The sequence below is a fragment of the Pseudoroseomonas cervicalis genome (assembly GCF_030818485.1).
GTDB classification, from domain to species: Bacteria; Pseudomonadota; Alphaproteobacteria; order Acetobacterales; family Acetobacteraceae; genus Pseudoroseomonas; species Pseudoroseomonas cervicalis_A.
Genome location: NZ_JAUTAJ010000004.1, coordinates 2,218,284 through 2,237,520, shown reverse-complemented (window position 1 = coordinate 2,237,520; position 19,237 = coordinate 2,218,284). Strand labels below are relative to the sequence as shown.

Below are 19,237 nucleotides of genomic sequence, written 5' to 3'. Positions count from 1 at the left end.
CGCACCTGGCCGCGCGGTGATCTCCTCGCAGCGGCAGACCAAGGTCGCATCATCGGCCGGGGCCAGCACCTCCGGCGCCGGGGCGTAAAGGGTGTCGAGGAAGGGCCGCAGCGCCAGGGCCCGCGCCAGGGCATGCCGATGCGGCGCGGCGCGGCGGTCGCGCGCGGCCGCGTCCAGCCTGCCGGCGCGGTGCGCGGCGTCCAGCGCGGCGAGCGCGCCGGCCTCCACCGCCGCCGGCCAGCCGCCGATGCCGGCGCCATCGCCGGCGATGGCGATGCGCGGGTCGCTGCTGGCGCCCCACTCATCCAGCTCCGGCCGCCAGCAGAGCTGGGCCGCGTCCCAGCGATGCGCGAGGCCCATGGCGCGGGAGATATGGGTCGAGGGGATCACCCCCTCATGCAGCAGCAGCGTGTCGCAGGGGGCGCTGCCACCGTCCCACACCACGCGCTGCACGCGTCCATCGCCCTCGGCGCGCAGGCCGTGCACGCCGGAGACCACGCGCATGCCGGCGCGCCGCGCCTCCCAGACCAGGGCCAGCCCCTTGGCCAGCATGGCGCGGCCGGACCACAGCCCGCCGGCAGACAATGCCCGGCGCAGCGCGCCGCGCGGCGTCGTCTCCAGCAGCAGGGCAGGGGGCGCGCCGGCACGGGCCAGCTGCGCCGCCAGCAGCCAGAGCAGCGGCCCCTGGCCGGCCAGCACCAGCTGGCCCTTCGGCACGGCGCCGGCCTGCTTCAGCAGGATCTGCGCGGCCCCCGCGCTCATCACCCCCGGCAGGGTCCAGCCGGGGATCGGGACGGGGCGTTCCTGCGCGCCGGTGGCGAGCAGGATGCGCGATGCCTCGGCCTCGCCCGGCCCATCCGGGCCGCGCAGCGACAGCAGGCCGGTCGCGCTGTCGATGTGCCAGAGCTGGGTGCCCGGGCGGTAATCGACATTCGGCATGGCGCGGAAACGCCGCGCCAGACGCGCGCCCGCCTCGGCATATTCGCCGCGCAGGGCCGGGTCGGCGGCGGCCCGCTCGACGCCACGAAAGATCTGGCCGCCGGGCGCCGGCTGTTCGTCCAGCACCAGCACGGAGAGGCCGAGGCCCGCCGCCTCCAGCGCCGCGCTCATGCCGGCCGGGCCGGCGCCGATGATCGCCAGATCGTAGGCGTGCTGCGCGCGGTTCATGGCGCGGTCCCTTGCTCGTCAGATCCTGGGGCAAGCCCCGGGGCAGGCAGGCGGTGGCCATGGCGGGCGCCGCGCTGCGGGGCGATGCGCATGCCGGGGCTGACGGTGACCATGCAGCTCTGCCGGTTCGGCACGCCGTCGATCTCGGCCAGGCAGTCGAAGCAGATGCCCATCATGCAATAGGGCAGGCGCGGCGCGCCGGTGACCGGCGTCTCGCGGAGGGCGGGCAGCCCCGCCAGCAGCACCGCGGCGGCGGCCGAGGCGCCCTCGGGCACGGCGATGGGGGTGCCGTCCACCAGCACCTCGACGGTGGCGGGGCGTTGCTCAGGCCGCGTGGCGAACATCGAAGCGTCTCGCAGAGAAGGGGGCCATCTCGGGCTCCAGGGCGCCGGCGGCGATCATCGGCGCCAGGCGGTTGGCATGGGTTCCGGCCAGCGTCACGCCGGAATGGCAATTGGCGGTGAAGGCGCCGGGGAAGCGCTCCGACTGGTCGTAGATCGGCAGCCCGTCCGGGGCCATGACGCGCAGCGCCGACCAGGCGCGCACCAGATTCAGCTCGGCGATCCAGGGGAAGGCCAGCACGGCGCGGCGGGCGATGGCGCGCATGATCTCGGGCTTCTGGCCGAGGTCGAAGCCCGCATCCTCCTTGCTGTCGCCGAGCAGCAGCGCGCCCTCCTCGGTCTGGCGGATGGTGGTGCAGGGCATGGGCAGGGTCTGTTGCGCGCGCTCGGTCACCAGGATCTGGCCGCGCTCGGGGCGGACGGGGGCGTGCAGGCCGAAGCGCGGGGCGAGATCGGCATTGCCGAGACCGGCGGCCAGCACGATGCGCGGCGCGCGATAGGTGGTGCCGGCGGCCTCCACCGCGAAGTCGTTGGGTGCCGCGCTGCTGCGCTCCACCCGCGCATTCGGCAGGTAGCGGCCGCCGAGGCCGGTGAAGCCGCTATGCAGCGCGCGCAGCAGGTAGAGCGGGCTGGCATGGCCGTCATAGGGTGTCCAGCTCACCCCCGTCACCTTGGGGCCGAGGCCGGGCAGCATGTCGCGCGCTTCCGCGCCGCGGATCATGCGGTATTCCATGCCGAGATTGCCGGCCTCGCGCTGCAGCCGCGCCATATAGGCGTCGCGCTGCTCGAACTCTTCCTCCGACAGGCAGAGATGCACGCCGCCCGGCTGGTGCAGCCCGGTGCCGATGCCGGTGCGCGCCAGCAGATCGGCCGCCAGCGCCGGCCATTCCTCGGCCGAGCCGCGTGTCCAGCGCTGGTAATGCGGCGCGCCGAGCCCCTTGGACTGCACCCAGACCAGGCCGAAATTGCCGCGGCTGGCGCGGAAGGCGACATCGCCCTCATCCAGCAGCAGCGTGGCCAGGCCCTGGCGCTGCAGCCCATAGGCGATGGCGGCGCCGACCAGGCCGCCCCCCACCACCAGGGCGTCATAGCTTTCGGTTCTCATGCGCGGCGTTCTCCGGTCAGCAGCCGGTCGATCGGGTAGAAGCGGTCCAGCACCACCAGCACCAGTGCGGTGACCGCGATCAGCGCGGCGGAGACGGAGGCCACCAGCGGATCGGTCATCTGGTCGATATAGGTGAAGAGGCGCACGGGCAACGGCGTCTCGGTGGGGGAGGCGAGGAACAGGCTCACCGTCAGCTCGTCGAAGCTGGTGATGAAGGCCAGCGTCCAGCCGCCGGCGATGCCGGGGGCGATCAGCGGCAGGGTGATGCGGCGGAACACGGTGAGCCGCCCGGCGCCGAGGTTTTCCGCCGCGCGCTCGATGCGCGGGTCGAGGCCGGTCAGCGCCGCCACCACCAGCCGCGCCATATAGGGCACGACGATGACCAGATGCGCCGCCGTCAGCGCCGCGAAGGAGCCGACCAGGCCGAGGCCGGAGAAGAAGCGCAGCAGCGCGACACCCAGCACCACATGCGGCACCATCAGCGGCGAGGCCAGCAGCGCCACCAGCGCGTCGCGCCCCGCGAAGCGCAGCCGCACGATAGCCAGCGCCGCCGGCACGGCGATGGCGGCGGCCAGCGTCGCGGCGGCGAAGGCCAGCTTCACGCTGGTCCAGAAGCTTTCCAGGAAGCGCGGATTCTCCGGGATGGCGCGCCACCAGCGCAGCGAGGCGCCGTCCCAGGGCATCGCCAGATAGCCCTTGTCGGTGAAGGAGACGAGGATGACCACCAGCAGCGGCGCCAGGATGAACAGGCAGAACAGCAGGTGGAAGGCCAGGGCGAGCGGGGTGTTGCGCGGCATCACGCGGCCCCCAGCCGGCGCAGCGCCGGGCGTTCGACCAGGCGTGTCCAGAGCAGCGTGGCGGCCAGGATGGCGGCCAGCAGCAGCATGGCGATGGCCGCACCCAGCGGCCAGTTCAGCGTGTTGAGGAATTCCGTGTAGGTCATGCTGGCCACCACCTTCAGCCGCCGCCCGCCCAGCATGGCCGGTGTGGCGAAGGCCGAGGCCGAGAGGCAGAACACCATCAGCGCGCCGCCCAGCAGGCCCGGCATGATGCTGGGCAGCACCACCCGGCGGAAGGCGGCGAAGCGGCTGGCGCCGAGGCTCTCGGCGGCGCGCAGCAGAGCGGGGTCGAGCCGGCCGAGGCTGGCCCAGACCGAGAGCACCACCAGCGGCACCATCACATGCACCAGGCCGATGATGATGGCGAGCTCGGTGAAGAGCAGGCGGAAGGGCGCGCCGGGCACGCCGAGCGCCAGCAGCGCCTGGTTGACCAAGCCATTGCTGCCGAGCAGCACCATCCAGCCGAAGGTGCGCACCACCACCGAGACCAGCAGCGGCCCGACCACCACCAGCAGCATCAGCCCGCGCCAGCGCGGCGCCATGCGGTGGATGATCCAGGCCTCCGGCAGGCCGAGGGCGAGGCAGGCCAGGGTGACGATCAGCGCGATGCGGAAGGTGCGCGACAGCGTCTCCAGGAACAGGGAATCCTGCGCCAGCTCGGCATAGTTGGCGAGGCTGGCACCGGGCAGGATGCCCTTCTCATAGTCGAAGCCCTGCAGGCTGAGCAGCGCCACGCCGAACAGCGGCAGCACCAGCGCGATGCCCAGCGCCAGCACCGCCGGGGCCGAGAGCAGCAGCGCCGGCGAGGGCCGCCAGAAGCGGGCCGGCGGGGCGTCGGGGCGTGGCGCGGCGGCGGGGCTCAGGGTCTCCTCCGCCGTGCTCATGCGTGGCGCCGCAGGCTGTGCGGCTCCCAGGCCAGGGTGACGGGGCTGCCTTCCTCGGCAGGCGCCGCGCCGGTGTTCTGCGCGGTCACCAGCATGTCGCCGGCCGGCGTCGCCACGCGGTACAGCCAGAAGCCGCCGAGGAAGACGCGCGAATGCACTGTTCCGGGCAGGCCGGGCGCATCCTCCGGCTGCAGCTGCAGCCGCTCCGGCCGGATCGACAGCGCCACCTCACCCGACAGCGAGGCGAGCGGCTCGGGCAGGCGGAAGCGGTGGCCGGCGGCCTCGGCCATGCCGCCGCCGGCCCGCGCCGGCAGGCAATTGCTGCGGCCGAGGAAATCGGCCACGAACCCGTCCGCCGGGGCGTCATAGGCGCGCCAGGGCTGGTCGATCTGCACGATGCGCCCGCCCTGCATGACGGCGACACGGTCGCACAGCGCCATCGCCTCCTGCTGGTCATGCGTCACCAGGATGGTGGTGACGCCGACCCGCTTCTGCAGCTCGCGCAGCTCCACCTGCATCTCCTCGCGCAGCTTGGCGTCGAGGTTGGAGAGCGGCTCGTCCAGCAGCAGCAGCCGCGGCTCGATCACCAGGGCGCGGGCCAGCGCCACGCGCTGCTGCTGGCCGCCCGACATCTGGCGCGGGAAACGGTCGGCCAGATGCGCCAGATGCACGAGATCCAGCGCGCGGGCGACGCGCGCCCGCCGCTCGGGCTTCGGCACGCGGCGCATCTCCAGCCCGAAGGCGACATTCTCCGCCGCGCTCATATGCGGGAACAGCGCGTAGGACTGGAACACCAGGCCGATATTGCGCCGGCTGGGCGGTGTGGCGGTGAGGTCCTGTCCGGCCAGGCGGATGCTGCCCCGGCTCGGCGTCTCGAACCCCGCGATCATCTGCAGCGTGGTGGTCTTGCCGCAGCCCGAGGGGCCGAGCAGCCCGAGGAACTCCCCCTGCGCCACACCGAAGGAGATGTCCTGCACCGCCTGGACGGGGCCGTAGCTCTTCGCCACCCCGTCCAGCGCCAGGAAGGCCTCGCCCGCCATGCTCAGCGCTCGACCTCGCGCTGCCAGCGGCGCGTCCATTCCTGGCGGGCGGGGTTGATGGCGGTCCAGTCCATGGCGACCAGGGTCTTCACCTGCTCCTCGCCATAGATCACCGTCTGCGCCACCTCGGGCGGCAATTGCGTATGCCGGTTGGTGGGGCCGGAGCCGTAGTCGCGCGAGAAGGCGGCCTGCACATCGGGCGAGACCAGGTGGGCGACGAATTTCTGCGCCAGCTCGGGCAGCGGCCCGCCCTCTACCGCGCAGGTCGCGGTCATCAGCGCGACGCCGCCTTCCTTGGGCGCGACGAAGCCCATCGGGAAACCCGCCACCTGCATGGCGCGCGCGCGGGAGGAACCCCAGACCGCCATCCACACCTCGCCGGCGGTGAACATGTCGCTCATCTTGCCGGGGCTGCTTTCATAGGCGAGCACATTGGGGTTCACCCGCTCGCGCATGGCGCGGAAGCCGGGGCCCGGCTCGCGCTCCGAGCCGCCATTGATGCGCGCCATCATGGCGACGGTGTGCACGCCATAGGTGTTGTCGATGCCGGGGATGGCGATGCGCCCGCGAAGGTCGGCGCGCGTCAGATCGTTCCAGCTGGTCGGCAGCGGCAAATTGCGCTCGCGGAAGACCTGCTCGTTATAGGCGAGGCCGGTATAGCCGAAGCCGGTGCCGAGCGCCGCGCCATCGCCCAGCACGGCGATCGGGTAGAGCGCGTCGATGGCGGCGCGGTCGGTGACCTTCTGGCAGAAGCCGAGGCCGATCGCCTGGAACATCGGCCCGTCATCGACGACGATGACGCCGATCTGCTGGTTGCCGCGCTGCGCCTGCACCTTGGCCAGGGTGTCGGTGGAATTGCCGGCCAGATAGTCGATGCGCACATTGTTGGCGCGTTCGAAGGCCGGGATCACATGCTCGCGCATCACCCGCTCATAGCTGCCGCCATAGGCGGCGACGACCAGGCGCTGCTGCGCCTGCGCGGGTTTGGCACCGAGCATGCCGGCGCCGAGGGCGAGCAGCGAGGTGGCCGCCAGAAGCAGTCTCTTCATCGTCCCCATTCCTTTGCCTCTCCGGCCAGAAGGGGGCGCGTGGCATCTGCTCCGCGCGTCGATACGCGCGGCCGTGTGGCGTGCCATTCAGGCGCCGTCCCAGGCCTGAGCGGGAAGGCTGGCATCCGTTGCGGCCGCGCGGCAAATACATAATCCTCCCGGTTCCATTCCCTGGAGTAGCGAAACCCGGACCGATGACGCCCACCCGTCTCCGCCAGCTCGAGGCCTTCCGGGCGGTGCTGCGCGCCGGCTCGGTGGGCGGCGCCGCCGAGCTGCTGACCCTGTCGCAGCCGGCGGTGACCAAGCTGCTGCGCGCGCTGGAGGAGGAGACGGGGCTGGCCCTGTTCGACCGCAGCCGCCGCCGCCTGGCGCCGACGCCCGAGGCGCGGCGCTTCGAGGCGGAGGTGGAGGCGCTGTTCGCCGCCGCCCGGCGGGTGGACCAGCTGGCCATCGACATGCGCAGCACCGGCATGGGCGAGCTGCGGGTCGCCTGCCTGCCGCTGTTCGGCGCTTCCTTCATGCCCGCTCTGCTGGCCGAATTCGCCAAGGGCGAGGGCCGGCCGCGCGTGGCGCTGACCGTCGCCAGCTCGCATGAGGTGGCGGAGATGGTGCAGCGCGGCGGCGCCGATCTCGGCTTCGCCTTGCCGGTGGCGGCGGTTGCCTCGCTGCATGCGGCGCCGCCCTACCGGCTGCCGGCCATGGTGCTGCTGCCGCCGGGCCACCGGCTCGCCGGCCGCGCCGAGCTGGCGCCGCGCGAGCTGGAGGGCGAGGCCTGCATCTCGCTCGGCGGCCAGTACCGGCTGCGCCATCTGGCCGATGAGCTGTTCGAGCGGCATGGCGTGCGCCGGGTGATGGTGGCGGAGACGCAGAACGCCCAGGCCGCCTGCGCCATGGTGGCGGCGGGGCTCGGCTTCGCGGTGACCGACCCGGTCTCCGCCCAGGGCTTCGCCGGCCGTGCCGCGGCGCTGCGGCTGGCGCCGGGCACCGCCTTCCACATCCATGTGCTGGCGCCGCCGGGGCGGCCGCTGGCGCTGCTGGCGCGGCGCTTCCTGCCGCGCGTCTCGGCGGCGCTGGCGCGGCTCGGGGTGCGGCCGGCCGCCCGGGCCCGGGCGCGCGGCCCGGAACCCTAGGGGGCTTCCCATCGCCGCCCCGCTGGCCTCTCCTGGGGGGCGCCAGGGGAGGGGATTGGGGATGGAACTGCGCTGCACCGCCTGCGGGGAGGCCCATGCGCCGGCCCTGCTCTATGCCTGCCGGCGCTGCGGCGGCATCCTGGAGGTGGCGGGCGAGAGCGGCATGGCGCCGCCGCCGGCGCTGCTGGCCAGCATGTGGCGGGAGGCGGCGCATCTCTCGGTGACGGAGCCGGAGGCCATCGTCTCGCTGGGCGAGGGCGAGACGCCGCTTTTGCGTGCGCCGCGGCTGGAGGCGGCCTTGCCCGGCTTCCGCGGCCGGATCTGGCTGAAGGACGAGACCCGCAACCCCACCGGCTCCTTCAAGGACCGGCTGGTCAGTGCCGGCATCAGCAAGGCGCGGGAGCTGGGGGCGCGGGGCGTGGTCTGCGCCTCCTCCGGCAATGCCGGCGCCTCAGTCGCCGCCTATGCGGCGCGGGCGGGCATGCCCGCGGTGATCGTGGTGCCGGCGCACACGCCGCAGGGCAAGGTGACGCAGATCGCCGCGCATGGCGCGGTGCTGCTGACGGTGGAGGGGCATTACAGCCGCTCCTACGCGCTCGCCGAAAAACTCGCCGCGACGCAGGGCCTGGCCAATCTCACCACCACCTTCCTCAACCCCTGGGCGGTGGATGGCGCCAAGCTGGCGGGGCTGGAGATCGCGCGGCAGCTGGGCGGGCGGGCGCCGGACCATGTGCTGATCCCGACCGGCAGCGGCCCGCTGGTGCAGGGTGTGGCGCGGGGGCTGGCCATGGCGGGGCTGTCCACCCGCCTGGTGGCGGTGCAGGCCGAGGGCTGCGCGCCGATCGCCCGCGCCTGGGCGGCCGGCGCGGCGCGGGTCGCGGCCTGGGACGCGCCGCGCACCATCGCGTCGGGCATCAGCGACCCGCTGATCGGCTATGAGGCGGATGGCACGCTGACGCTGCGCCTGCTGCGCGAGAGCGGCGGCTGCGCCATCGCGGTCAGCGACGACGCGCTGCGCCAGGCGATGCGCGACCTCGCGCGGCTGGAAGGGATCTATGCCGAGCCGACCGGGGCCAGCCCGGTCGCCGCCCTGGCGCCGCTGCTGGCGCGTGGCCTGGTGGCGCCGGAGGCCGAGCTGGTGCTGATGATCACCGGCCATGGCTTCAAGGACCCGGCGCTGTGGCAATCCCTGCCGGCGCGCATCCATGCGGTGGCCGATCCGGACGACCTTGCGGCGGTGGCGCGGCTCTGGGAGTCTGCGGCGGCGGAGAGGGACTGAGACGATGCGCATCACCATCCTGGGCGCCGGGGTCATCGGCGTCGCCAGCGCCTACTGGCTGCAGAAGGCGGGCCACCAGGTCACCGTGCTGGAGCGGCGCGAGGCCGCCGGCGTCGAGACCAGCTGGGGCAATGGCGCCATCATCCATGTCAGCTCCGTGCAGCCCTGGGCGGCGCCGGGCGTGCCGCTGAAGGTGCTGAAATGGCTGGGGAAGGAGGATGCGCCGATGCTGCTGCGCGCCTCCGCCCTGCCGCGCATGTGGCGCTGGGGGTTGGGCTTCCTCGCCGCCTCCCGCGCCGCGCGGCACAATGAGGGGGCGATTTCCAACCTGGAGCTGGCGCTGCTCTCCGCCCGCTCCATGGCCGAGATCCGCGCCGAGACCGGAATCGAATACGACTATGCCGGGCAATGCGTGCTGAAGACCTTCGCCGATGAGGAAACGCTGGGGGCGGCGCATGCCGCGCATCTGGCGCTGGCCCCGCATGGCCTGGTGACCGAGCTGCTGGACCGCGAGGCCTGCGTGGCGCGCGAGCCGGCGCTGGCCGCGGTGGCGCACCGCATCGCCGGCGGGCTGTATTTCCCGCAGGATGAGGTCGGCGACTGCAACAAGTTCAGCCAGGGCCTGGCCGCCTGGTGCGCCGCGCGCGGCGCGGCCTTCCACTACAACACCGAGGTGCGCGGGCTGGTGCTGCAGGGCGACCGTGTCGCGGCGGTGGCCAGCAGCCAGGGCGACATCGCCTCCGACGCGGTGGTGGTGGCGCTGGGCAGCCATTCGCCGGCGCTGCTGCGCCCGATCGGCATCGAGCTGCCGGTCTATCCGGTGAAGGGCCTGTCGGTGACCGTGCCGCGCAGCGTCTGGCCGGAGGGGCCGCGCCACGCCATCCTCGACGATAGCCGCAAATTCGCCCTCACCCCGCTCGGCGATCGCTATCGCATCGTGGGCTCGGCCGAGGTGGCGGATTTCGACACCACCCCCTCGCCGCGCCGCATCGCAGCCCTGATGCGCGGGGTGGGCGAACTGTTCCCGCAATTGGCGGTGGCCGATTCGGCGCCGGGCGCGGTGCGCTGGGCCGGGCTGCGGCCGATGGTGCCGGATGGGCGCCCGCGCATCGGCCCGACCCGCATCCCCAACCTCTATCTAAACACCGGCCATGGCCATACCGGCTGGACCATGGCCGCCGGTTCCGGCCGCCGCCTGGCCGGGCTGATCGCGGGTGACGAAAAAGCAACCGCATGACCCGCGCCGCATCGCTGCGACCGCGTGACAACTGGCCGGTTTCTTGCTGACCTTCCGGCAAGACATGCCGGCCAGGCATGCCGGGAGACAGAAGGGGATCCGAGATGAGTGAGCAGGACGAGAAGAACGTCAGCCTGGAACGGCGCGGGCTGTTCGGCATGGGGGCTGCCGGCGCGGCGCTCGGCGGTGCCGCCGCCCTGCTCGCGCCGCGGGCAGCCATGGCCCAGACCGTAAGCAGAAGCCGGCTGCAGATGATCAAGGACCGCGGCAAGCTGATCGTCGGCACCGGCAGCACCAACCCGCCCTGGCATTTCGAGGGCGCCGACGGCAAGCTGCAGGGCATGGATATCGACCTGGCCCGGCTGCTGGCCAAGTCGCTCTTCGACGACCCCAACAAGGTCGAATTCGTGCTGCAGGGCTCGGATGCCCGCATCCCCTCGCTGATCACCGACAAGGTGGACATCGTGGTGCAGTGGATGACGGTGACGCCGGGCCGCGCCCAGCAGGTCGAGTTCACCATCCCCTATTACCGCGAGGGCGTGACGCTGCTGCTGCTGGCGCGCGGCGCCAAGTACCAGAACTATGACGCCATGAAGGCCGCCGGCAATGCGGTGACGGTCGGCGGCATGCAGAACGTGTTCATGGAGGAATGGGTGCGCAAGGCGCTGCCCCAGGCCAAGGTGGACGCCTTCGAAAGCCCCGACGCCGTGCTGCAGGCGCTGAATGCCCGCCGCATCGACGCCTATATGGCCGACCAGTCGGCGGCGCGCTGGCTGATGCAGCAGACCCCGGGCCGCTTCATCGATGCCGGCTATGGCTGGATGCCGAATTCCTACGCCTCGGCGGTGAAGCCGGGCGACCCGATCTGGCTGAACTGGGTCAACACCGTCTACAAGGAAGCCATGATGGGGGTGGATTTCGACTACTTCGCCGCCTCCTACAAGAAGTGGTTCGGCATCGAGCTGCCGACGCCCAAGATCGGCTATCCGAACGAGTTCGCCTGACCGCCCGGCCGGGCGGCGGATCCCTCCGCCCGGCCGCCTCTGCCGCGCGCGCTTGGCCGCGCGGTCCCCGCCACTGATGGGCCAGGCATGATCGACTATCATTTCGACTGGAGCGTCATCACCCGCAACGCCGACCGCTTCGCCGAGGCCTTGGCGCTCGGCCTCGGGCTCGCGGTGCTGTCGCTGGCGATCGGCTGCGTGCTCGGCCTCGCCTGCGCCTATGCGCGGCAATCCGGGCGCATCTGGCTCTCCGCCCCGGTGCGCTTCTATGTCGAGGTCATCCGCTGCACGCCGCTGCTGCTGCTGATCTTCTTCATCTATTTCGGCCTGCCCGAGCTCGGCATCTACGGCATGGACAAGTTCCAGAGCTTCGTGCTGACGCTCTCCCTCTATGCCGGCGCCTACATGTCCGAGGTGTTCCGCGCCGGCCTCGCCTCCATCCCGAAGCAGTATGTCGAGGCGGCGAAGGCGATCGGCATGCGGCCCTGGCAGCGGCAGCGCTGGGTGGTGCTGCCGGTGATGTTCCGCATCACGCTCCCCAGCATCAGCAATAACCTGATCTCGCTGTTCAAGGACACCTCGCTGGCCGCCGCCATCGCCATCCCCGAGCTGACCTTCGTGGCGCGGCAGATCAACGCCAACACCTTCCGGGTGATGGAGGTGTGGCTGACCGCCTCGGCCCTCTACCTCGCCACCGCCTGGCTGCTCGCCGCGCTGCTGCGCCGGGTCGAGCGGCGCTACGCCAGCATCCGCTGAAGGGGCGCGCGATGTTCGATCTCTCGATGCAGCCCGGCACCTATCTGTTCGAGCTGTGGCAGGCGCGCTACTCGCTGCTCTCCGGCATCTGGACCACGCTGTCGAGCTCGGCGCTGACCATCCTGGCGGCGACCATCCTGGGCACGCTGCTCGGCCTGGTGCTGGCCTATGGCGGCGCTTTTTCCCGCTTCCTGGCGCGGCTCTATGTCGACATCCTGCGCGGCATTCCGGTGCTGGTGCTGATCCTGTTCACCTATTACGGGCTGGCGCTGTTCGGCATCAACGTGCCGGCCTTCTGGGCGGGCGTCATCGCGCTCTCCGCCTTCGCCACAGCGCATGTGGCGGAGACGCTGCGCGGCGCGGTGGAATCGGTGCCTGCCGGGCAGATGGAGGCGGCGAAGGCGATCGGGCTGCGCTTCCCGCAGCGGCTGGTCTATGTGGTGCTGCCGCAGGCGCTGCGCCGCATGCTGCCGCCCTGGGTGAACACGGGCCTGGAGGTGGTGAAGGGCACCACCCTGCTCTCGGTGATCGGCGTGGTGGAGCTGCTGCTGGCCAGCCAGCAGGTGATGGCGCGCAACTACCTGATCATCGATTTCTACCTGACCGCCGGGCTGTTCTACCTGGTGATCAACGCCGCCATCGCGCAGCTCGGCGCGGCGCTGGAGCGGCGCTTCTCCTATCTGCGCTACTGAGGAGGGCCGCATGGCCGAGGATGTGCTGCTGCAGGCCCGCAAGGTGCACAAGAGCTTCGGCGAGACCGAGGTGCTGAAGGGCATCGATCTGGATGTGCGGCAGGGCCAGGTGGTGGCGCTGATCGGCGCCTCCGGCTCCGGCAAGACCACCTTCCTGCGCTGCGTGAATTTGCTGGAGGAACACGATGCCGGCGAGATTCTTCTGGATGGCGAGCCGGTCGGCTACCGCATGGAGGGCGGCAAGCGCCGCCGGATGAGCGAGGCCGCCATCTCCGCCCAGCGGGCGCGGATCGGCATGGTGTTCCAGCAGTTCAACCTCTTCCCGCATCTGACGGCGGAGGAGAATGTCATGCTCGGCCTGACCAAGGTGCTGGGCAAGCCGAAGGCGGAGGCGCGCGAGATCGCCGGGCACTGGCTGGCCCGGGTGGGGCTGGAGGCGCGGCGCGGCCACTACCCCTACCAGCTCTCCGGCGGGCAGCAGCAGCGTGTGGCCATCGCCCGCGCGGTCGCCATGCAGCCGCGCCTGCTGCTGTTCGACGAGGTGACCAGCGCGCTGGACCCGGAGCTGGTGGCCGAGGTGCTGGCGGTGATGCAGAGCCTGGCGGAAAGCGGCCAGACCATGCTGCTGGTCAGCCACGAGATGCTGTTCGTGCGCGACGTCTCGCACCATGTGGTCTTCATGGACCAGGGACGGGTGGCGCAGGCCGGGCCGCCGGCGGAGGTGTTTGGGAACCCGGAGAGCGAGCGGCTGCGGAGCTTCTTGGGGCGGTTCCACGGGCTGCTCGGCGGGGTTTAGAGCCTGTGAGCGTCTGGATCTTGCTTGCCAGAAGATCTCCCATGAACGCGTGACCCCCTTGTCTCATCTCGAACTCACACCCGCGCTGCCACTGCAGTACCCTTGGGCAGGACCGCTTCTTTTTGCGCTGATTGCGCTGTCCTATGTCTCGATTCCAGCGGTGCTGCATCTCGCCAGTCGCCCGGGAGCGCCATGGTGGAGCGGGCTGTTCAATGGATTGGCTGTCGGAGCGGTATCCGGATCGGTCTCGCTGCGGCTTCCCTTCTTCCTGATATTGCTGGTTGCGCTTCCGGCAGCGACTTTGATCTTCCCACGTCGGGCCGACCTGCTCTCCTGGTTCTATCGAGGGCTGGCTCCATGGCCGCCAATGTCGCGTGCTCTCGCGGCGTTTGGAATCTTCGTCGGCTTTGTATCAGTCCCGCTCATCCGGCTCCTGAACGTGGTCTACTTTGGTTGACAGGCCCTAGGGCGCCGATCTCCTGTCAGTCCTCCTCGCCCAGATACGCGGTGGCATCGATCTCCACCACCGCGTCGGGCGAGCCCAGCCCCTGCACGATGCAGGAGACCCGGTGCGGCGGATCCTCGGCGAAATTCGAGAAATAGACCTCGTTCATCGGCTGCCAATAGGCGCGGTCGGTGACGTAGACGGTGCATTTCACCACGTCGCGCAGCGAGCCGCCGGCCTCCTCCAGCAAAGTGCGGATGTTGTCGATGGCCTGCTGCGTCTGCGCGCGGGCATCGCCGAGGGCGTAGCGGCCCTCGCGGTCATTGCCCATGCAGCAGACGAACATGAAGCCGCCGGCGACGGTGGCCTGGGCGAAGGGCAGCCGGCTGCGGCCGATCTTGTCGGAGGCGATGATACGCTTGGGCATGATGGGGATTCCGTCTGGCGCCACCGGGGGCGCGGAGGTGGGGACCGCGAACGGCCCCCACACGCCGCGCCCACCGGGCGCGGCAACCGAAAGAAAAATTACTTGGGGGCGTTGACGTTCATGGCGACGGTGTATTCGTCGGCACGCGGCTCATAGGTCAGGCCGCCGCGCATCGCCCAGATGTTCTTCTGCATGTGCAGGGTGATGAGGGAGACATCCTCCATCGCCACCCGCATCGCCTGCTTGAACAGCTCCTCGCGCTTCGCGTCATCGGCGGTGCGCAGGCCCTCCTCGGTCAGGCGGTCGACCTCGGCGTTGGAATAGCCGCTGAAATTGACCGTGCCGAAGCCCTTCTCCGGGATGCGGGTGGTCAGGTTGCCGCGGATGGCGGTCGAGGGCTCGCCCGAGGTCGCCCAGCCGATCAGCATGGCCGACATGTCGTTGCGCGCCTGGCGCTGCGCCATCACGGCGAAGGGCATGGCGTCCACCGTCGTCTTGATGCCGATGCGCTGCCACATCTGGCCGATGGCCTGGATGATCTGCGCGTCGCTGACATAGCGGTTGTTCGGCCCGATCAGCGTGATGTTGAAGCCGTTCGGATAGCCGGCCTCGGCCAGCAGGGCCTTGGCGCGCTCCACGTCATAGGCCGGCGCCGGCAGGTCGGCGATGTAGCCATTGGCGCCGGGCGGCATCATCTGGCCGGTCGGCAGGCCGGCGCCCTGCAGGATGCGGTCGACGATGCCCTGGCGGTTGATGCCGATCGACAGCGCCCGGCGCACGCGCACATCGCGCAGCGGGTTGCGGTCGAGGCGCTGCCCGTTCGGCCCGGTGATGTAGGGCGAGCTGTCATGCGCCGTGTCGAGCTTCAGATAGATCGAGCGCAGCGACGGGATCTCGGAGAAGGTGATGCCCTGGGTGGTGCGCAGCCGCGGCATGTCGGCCGGCGGCACCACGTCGATCATCTGCACATCGCCCGACAGCAGGGCGGCGACGCGCACGCCGTCATTGGTGATGAAGCGGTAGGTGACCTGGCGCCAATCCGGCTTGTCGCCCCAGTATTCCTCGTTGCGGGTCATCACCACGCGGTCGTCGGGGGTGAAGCTCTGCAGCCGGAACGGGCCGGTGCCGATGACGGCGCGGCCATTGTTGAAATCGCCGGTGGCGACATTGTCGCCGACCTTCTTGCAGATGATGAAGACGTTGTTCAGGTCGTAGGGCAGCAGCGGGTAGACGCCGTTGGTCTTGAAGCGGATCGTGTGCGGATCGACGATCTCGCTGGAGACGATGCCGCGGGTGTAGATCGAGAAGGAACCCGGGCTGTTCACCACATTCGGCACGCGCTTGATGGTGAAGACCACGTCCTCGGCCGTGAAGGCGTCGCCATTGCTGAACTTGACGCCCTGGCGCAGCTTGAACTCCCAGGTGTCGTCGCTGACCATGCGCCAGGATTCGGCCAGGCCCGGCACCAGCTTGGCATTGGCGTCGCGGTGCACCAGCTTATCGAAGAAATGCTCCGCCACCATGTTGTTGGGGGAGAGCGTGTGGTAGTGCGGGTCGAGCGAGGTCGGCGGCGCCGCCACCGCCAGGCTCAGATTCTGCGAGGCCTGGGCCCGGGCCGCGCCACCGAAGGCCAGCGATCCGCTGCCCAGTGTGGCGGCCGACAGGGCCAGCATGGCGCGGCGGCTCAGGGGTGCGCGGATGGCGGTGCGCTGCATGATAGAACGTCTCCGAAATCAGAAATGTGACTGCCGTGGTCCCTGGGTGGCCGCCTGTGCCGGCAGCTCGGGCGCGATTGCTGCATGCGGGGCCGGTCGCGTCAACGTCCCTGTGATCGGTCACGCCCGGAATCGTGAGCTTCGGCCTGGCCGCGGGGCGCGCGCATGAGCAATCCGAACAGCTTCGAGGGAAGGCCGGAGAAGCTGGCCCGCTGGGACACCCGCTATATCGGCCTGGCGCACCACATCGCCCAATGGTCGAAGGACCCGCGTGCCAAGGTGGGCGCCGTGCTGGTCAACCAGCCCCAGGCGCGCATCGTGGCCACCGGCTTCAACGGCTTCCCCTCCAATGTCGAGGACAGCGCCGAGCGGCTGCAGGACAAGGCCACCAAGCTGCGCATGATGGTGCATGCCGAGCAGAACGCGCTGCTGAATGCCGGGCACAATGCGCGCGGCTGCGACGCCTATGTGGTGGGCAAGCCGGTCTGCAACACCTGCGCCACGCTGCTGATCCAGGCCGGGGTGAAGCGGGTGGTGGCGGCCGCGCCGCGGCAGGGCACCGCCTCCTACTGGGACAAGGTCGGGCTGCTGTCGATCACCATGCTGCAGGAGGCGGGGGTGGAGTTCACCGCCATCAGCGGCCCGCAGCTCGACGCGCTCGGCCTGAACCGGGATGAGGCGCGCGCGGCGGAGGACCCCTTCGCCGCGCTGCAGGCGGAGTTCGATTTCGATCTGTTCGGCCGCAAGGGCGGGGAGGGCGGCTAGCCCCGCTCAGCGCGGCGGGGCGGGGGGCTGCTCCTGCTCGAAGCGGAATTCCGGCATGTCCTTCAGGGTCGCCTCGGTGGCGCCGGGCAGCACCCAGCGCTCGCTGTATTGCAGCCGGTCATAGGGCAGGGAGACCAGCCGCTGCCCCATGCCGAGGAAGCCGCCGACGCCCACGATCACCGCCAGCCCGCCCTTGCGGGTGAAGAGCAGGTCCTCGACCTTGCCCAGGCTGCGGTTTTCCGAGTTGAAGACCTCCGCCCCCAGCAGCCGGCTGGCGCGCCAGCGATCGGCGTCCAGCGACACCGTGGCGCCGGGCGGCAAAGGCGCGCCGGTGCCGCCCTGGGCGCGGCCCTGCAGGTCGGACGGCGCCACGCTGGCCTCCGGATGGGCGCGGGTGCCGGGGCCCTCGGTCTGCGGCCCGGGCGGCTGCGGGCCGCGCGCCGGGTCCTGCGGCTGGTTCGGGTTCTGGCCCAGCGGCTGGTCCTGGCCGCCGGTGGCCGGGGCCTGGCCATTCTGGTTCGGGGCGTTCTGGCCCGGGGCCGGAGCCGGGGCCGCGCCCGGGTTCGGCGCCTGGGCCCAGGCCGGGCCAGTGCCCAGCAGCGCCAGGGCGGCCAGCAGCGGAAGCGTCGGGCGCGGGGTCATGGCATGGGCCCTTCTGTCCTGGGGGCCGAGCCGGCCCCGGTGCGGGGAGATGCCCCGACAACCCGGCCGGGCGGGCCGGGGTTTCCGGCGCTGCCCCGCCGGCCCGCCGCGCCGCACCGCCGATGGCATGCCCCTGGGACATGCCCCGGGGCCACGCCCGCGGGTAGGTTTTGCTCACAGCCCGCGCTATATGCGCCTTTTTTGCGGGGATGGACCGAGTGAGCGCGTCGGAGCAGATGGACACCGCGAGCAGCGAGACCGCGGCCGAGGCGGGGCGCCGGCGCACCTTCGCCATCATCGCCCACCCCGATGCCGGCAAGACCACCCTGACCGAGCAGCTGCTGCTGCTGGGCGGCGCCATCCAGATCGCGGGTGCCGTGCGCGCCAAGGGCGAGCGGCGGCGCACCCGCTCGGACTGGATGAAGATCGAGCAGGATCGCGGCATCTCGGTCGCGACCTCGGTGATGACCTTCGAATATGCCGGCCAGGTGTTCAACCTGCTGGATACGCCGGGCCACGAGGATTTCTCCGAGGACACCTACCGCACCCTCTCCGCCGTCGACGCCGCGGTGATGGTGATCGACGCCGCCAAGGGCATCGAGGCGCAGACCCGCAAGCTGTTCGAGGTCTGCCGCCTGCGCGACATCCCCATCGTCACCTTCATCAACAAGATGGACCGCGAGGCGCGCGAGCCGCTGGAGCTGCTCGACGAGATCGAGAAGACGCTGGCCCTCGACGTGACGCCCGCCACCTGGCCGATCGGCTCGGGCGGCACCTTCGCCGGCGTCTATGACCGCCACGACAACAGCCTGCGCCTGATCGCCGAGGGCGGCGAGCGGCAGGAGGCGCTGTCCGGCCCCGAGGATGGCCGCATCGACAGCCTGCTGCCGCATGGCCAGGGCGATGTGCTGCGCGAGGGCATGGAGCTGGCCTCGGTCTATCCCGAATTCGAGCTGGATTCCTTCCGCGAGGGGCATCTGACGCCGGTCTATTTCGGCTCGGCGCTGCGCGGCTTCGGGGTGCGGCATCTGCTGGACGGGCTGGCGCAATTCGCGCCGCCCCCCTCCGCCCGCCGCGCCGATGCGCGCGTGGTGCAGCCGGAGGAGGAGAAGCTGACCGGCTTCGTCTTCAAGATCCAGGCGAACACCGACCTCAACCACCGCGACCGCGTGGCCTTCCTGCGCATCTGCTCGGGGCGGCTGCGCAAGGGGGCGCGGCTGAAGCAGGTGCGCACCGGCAAGTCGATCCCGGTCAATGCGCCGCTGTTCTTCTTCGCCAAGGAGCGGCAGGTGGCGGAAGAGGCCTGGCCGGGCGATGTGGTCGGCATCGCCAACCATGGCGTGCTGCGCATCGGCGACACGCTGACCGATGGCGAGGAGCTGAATTTCCGCGGCGTGCCGAGCTTCGCGCCCGAGATCCTGCGCCGCGTCCGGCTCGACGACCCGATGCTGGCCAAGAAGCTGCGCAAGGCGCTCGACCAGCTGGCGGATGAGGGCGTCGTCCAGGTGTTCCGCCCGATGGATGGCAGCCAGCCGGTGGTGGGCGTGGTCGGGCAGCTGCAGCTCGACGTGCTGTCCAGCCGCATCCAGGCGGAATACGGCGTGCAGGTCGGCTTCGACGGCACCTCCTGGTCCACCATGCGCTGGGTGGCGCTGAAGGAAGGCGAGGACCGCTCGGTGCTGGAGCGCTTCCTGCGCACCGCGCCCAGCCAGATGGCCGAGGATCATGACAATGAGCCGGTGGCCTTCTTCACCTCCGACTGGGGCCGCCGCCGGTCGGAGGAGGAATGGCCGCAGCTGCGCTTCCTGAGCCTGCGCGAGCAGCATGGCGTCGAGCAGGAAGGGAAGTAAGGCCTTCTTTTTCTGAAGAAAAAGATTTCTTTCAGTTGGCGTCCCGCCTCAGGCCATAGGCGGGACGCCAACTG

At 71.0% G+C, this 19,237-nt stretch carries 19 protein-coding genes and 1 pseudogene; 10 read left to right on the top strand and 10 right to left on the bottom strand.

The genetic code is table 11. The features are described from left to right. Positions 1-276: 276 nt before the first annotated feature. The 7 genes and pseudogenes from QE401_RS14375 to QE401_RS14345 form a co-directional block, all read right to left on the bottom strand. Positions 277-1,110, bottom strand: a pseudogene (locus QE401_RS14375) (FAD-dependent oxidoreductase); the annotation flags it as partial. A 53-nt stretch (positions 1,111-1,163) separates the two neighbouring features. After that, positions 1,164-1,511: a (2Fe-2S)-binding protein gene (locus tag QE401_RS14370; protein WP_307138861.1), complete on the bottom strand. Its 348-nt coding sequence runs from the start codon at positions 1,509-1,511 to the stop codon at positions 1,164-1,166. Then, positions 1,492-2,613: an NAD(P)/FAD-dependent oxidoreductase gene (locus QE401_RS14365; RefSeq protein ID WP_307138860.1), complete on the bottom strand. Its 1,122-nt coding sequence runs from the start codon at positions 2,611-2,613 to the stop codon at positions 1,492-1,494. The genes QE401_RS14370 and QE401_RS14365 overlap by 20 nt, the downstream gene beginning before the upstream one ends. Further along, entirely contained in the window at positions 2,610-3,410 is an 801-nt protein-coding gene (locus QE401_RS14360) for an ABC transporter permease (protein ID WP_307138859.1), read from the bottom strand. Before QE401_RS14360 ends, QE401_RS14365 begins: the two co-directional genes overlap by 4 nt. Next, entirely contained in the window at positions 3,410-4,336 is a 927-nt protein-coding gene (locus QE401_RS14355; protein ID WP_307138858.1) for an ABC transporter permease, read from the bottom strand. The genes QE401_RS14360 and QE401_RS14355 overlap by 1 nt, the downstream gene beginning before the upstream one ends. Beyond that, complete coding sequence (locus QE401_RS14350; RefSeq protein WP_307138857.1) at positions 4,333-5,376, bottom strand: ABC transporter ATP-binding protein; 1,044 nt, start codon at positions 5,374-5,376, stop codon at positions 4,333-4,335. Before QE401_RS14350 ends, QE401_RS14355 begins: the two co-directional genes overlap by 4 nt. A 2-nt stretch (positions 5,377-5,378) precedes the next feature. Further along, positions 5,379-6,425 (bottom strand): ABC transporter substrate-binding protein, encoded by a 1,047-nt coding sequence (locus QE401_RS14345; protein ID WP_307138856.1) that lies wholly within the window; start codon positions 6,423-6,425, stop codon positions 5,379-5,381. Between the two features lie 194 nt (positions 6,426-6,619). Between QE401_RS14345 and QE401_RS14340 the strand changes: the two genes are divergently transcribed. The 8 genes from QE401_RS14340 (at position 6,620) to QE401_RS14305 (ending at position 13,776) form a co-directional block, all read left to right on the top strand. Continuing rightward, positions 6,620-7,555, top strand: a complete 936-nt coding sequence (locus tag QE401_RS14340) for a LysR substrate-binding domain-containing protein (protein WP_307138855.1) — start codon at positions 6,620-6,622, stop codon at positions 7,553-7,555. Positions 7,556-7,616: 61 nt separating this feature from the next. Continuing rightward, the gene (thrC, locus tag QE401_RS14335) at positions 7,617-8,834 is read left to right on the top strand and encodes a threonine synthase (protein WP_307138854.1); all 1,218 of its coding nucleotides are present in this window, start codon (positions 7,617-7,619) and stop codon (positions 8,832-8,834) included. Positions 8,835-8,838: 4 nt separating this feature from the next. Continuing rightward, positions 8,839-10,071 (top strand): D-amino acid dehydrogenase, encoded by a 1,233-nt coding sequence (locus QE401_RS14330; protein WP_307138853.1) that lies wholly within the window; start codon positions 8,839-8,841, stop codon positions 10,069-10,071. 104 nt (positions 10,072-10,175) lie between these two features. Further along, positions 10,176-11,075 (top strand): transporter substrate-binding domain-containing protein, encoded by a 900-nt coding sequence (locus QE401_RS14325; RefSeq protein ID WP_307138852.1) that lies wholly within the window; start codon positions 10,176-10,178, stop codon positions 11,073-11,075. A gap of 87 nt (positions 11,076-11,162) precedes the next feature. Further along, on the top strand, positions 11,163-11,831 hold the full coding sequence (locus QE401_RS14320) for an amino acid ABC transporter permease (protein ID WP_307138851.1): 669 nt from the start codon (positions 11,163-11,165) through the stop codon (positions 11,829-11,831). Positions 11,832-11,842: 11 nt separating this feature from the next. Next, complete coding sequence (locus tag QE401_RS14315; protein WP_307138850.1) at positions 11,843-12,523, top strand: amino acid ABC transporter permease; 681 nt, start codon at positions 11,843-11,845, stop codon at positions 12,521-12,523. A gap of 10 nt (positions 12,524-12,533) precedes the next feature. Continuing rightward, positions 12,534-13,319 carry an amino acid ABC transporter ATP-binding protein gene (locus tag QE401_RS14310; protein WP_307138849.1) on the top strand — a complete coding sequence of 262 codons (786 nt, stop codon included), beginning with the start codon at positions 12,534-12,536 and terminating at the stop codon, positions 13,317-13,319. Between the two features lie 58 nt (positions 13,320-13,377). Continuing rightward, positions 13,378-13,776, top strand: a complete 399-nt coding sequence (locus tag QE401_RS14305; RefSeq protein WP_307138848.1) for a hypothetical protein — start codon at positions 13,378-13,380, stop codon at positions 13,774-13,776. Positions 13,777-13,801: 25 nt separating this feature from the next. On the opposite strand, the gene QE401_RS14300 is transcribed toward QE401_RS14305, so the two are convergent. Together QE401_RS14300 and QE401_RS14295 are read right to left on the bottom strand one after the other, a co-directional pair. Beyond that, complete coding sequence (locus QE401_RS14300) at positions 13,802-14,191, bottom strand: RidA family protein (protein ID WP_307138847.1); 390 nt, start codon at positions 14,189-14,191, stop codon at positions 13,802-13,804. 98 nt (positions 14,192-14,289) lie between these two features. Further along, positions 14,290-15,906, bottom strand: a complete 1,617-nt coding sequence (locus QE401_RS14295; protein ID WP_307138846.1) for an ABC transporter substrate-binding protein — start codon at positions 15,904-15,906, stop codon at positions 14,290-14,292. A gap of 165 nt (positions 15,907-16,071) precedes the next feature. Between QE401_RS14295 and QE401_RS14290 the strand changes: the two genes are divergently transcribed. After that, positions 16,072-16,671: a deoxycytidylate deaminase gene (locus tag QE401_RS14290; protein ID WP_307138845.1), complete on the top strand. Its 600-nt coding sequence runs from the start codon at positions 16,072-16,074 to the stop codon at positions 16,669-16,671. A gap of 6 nt (positions 16,672-16,677) precedes the next feature. Here the strand turns inward: QE401_RS14290 and QE401_RS14285 are convergent, their stop codons facing one another. Continuing rightward, positions 16,678-17,313, bottom strand: coding sequence for a PRC-barrel domain-containing protein (locus QE401_RS14285; RefSeq protein ID WP_307138844.1), 636 nt, complete (start codon positions 17,311-17,313; stop codon positions 16,678-16,680). A 209-nt stretch (positions 17,314-17,522) separates the two neighbouring features. Here QE401_RS14285 and QE401_RS14280 point away from each other — a divergent pair, with 209 nt between their 5' ends. Next, positions 17,523-19,163: a peptide chain release factor 3 gene (locus QE401_RS14280; protein WP_373461444.1), complete on the top strand. Its 1,641-nt coding sequence runs from the start codon at positions 17,523-17,525 to the stop codon at positions 19,161-19,163. Positions 19,164-19,237 lie beyond the last annotated feature (74 nt).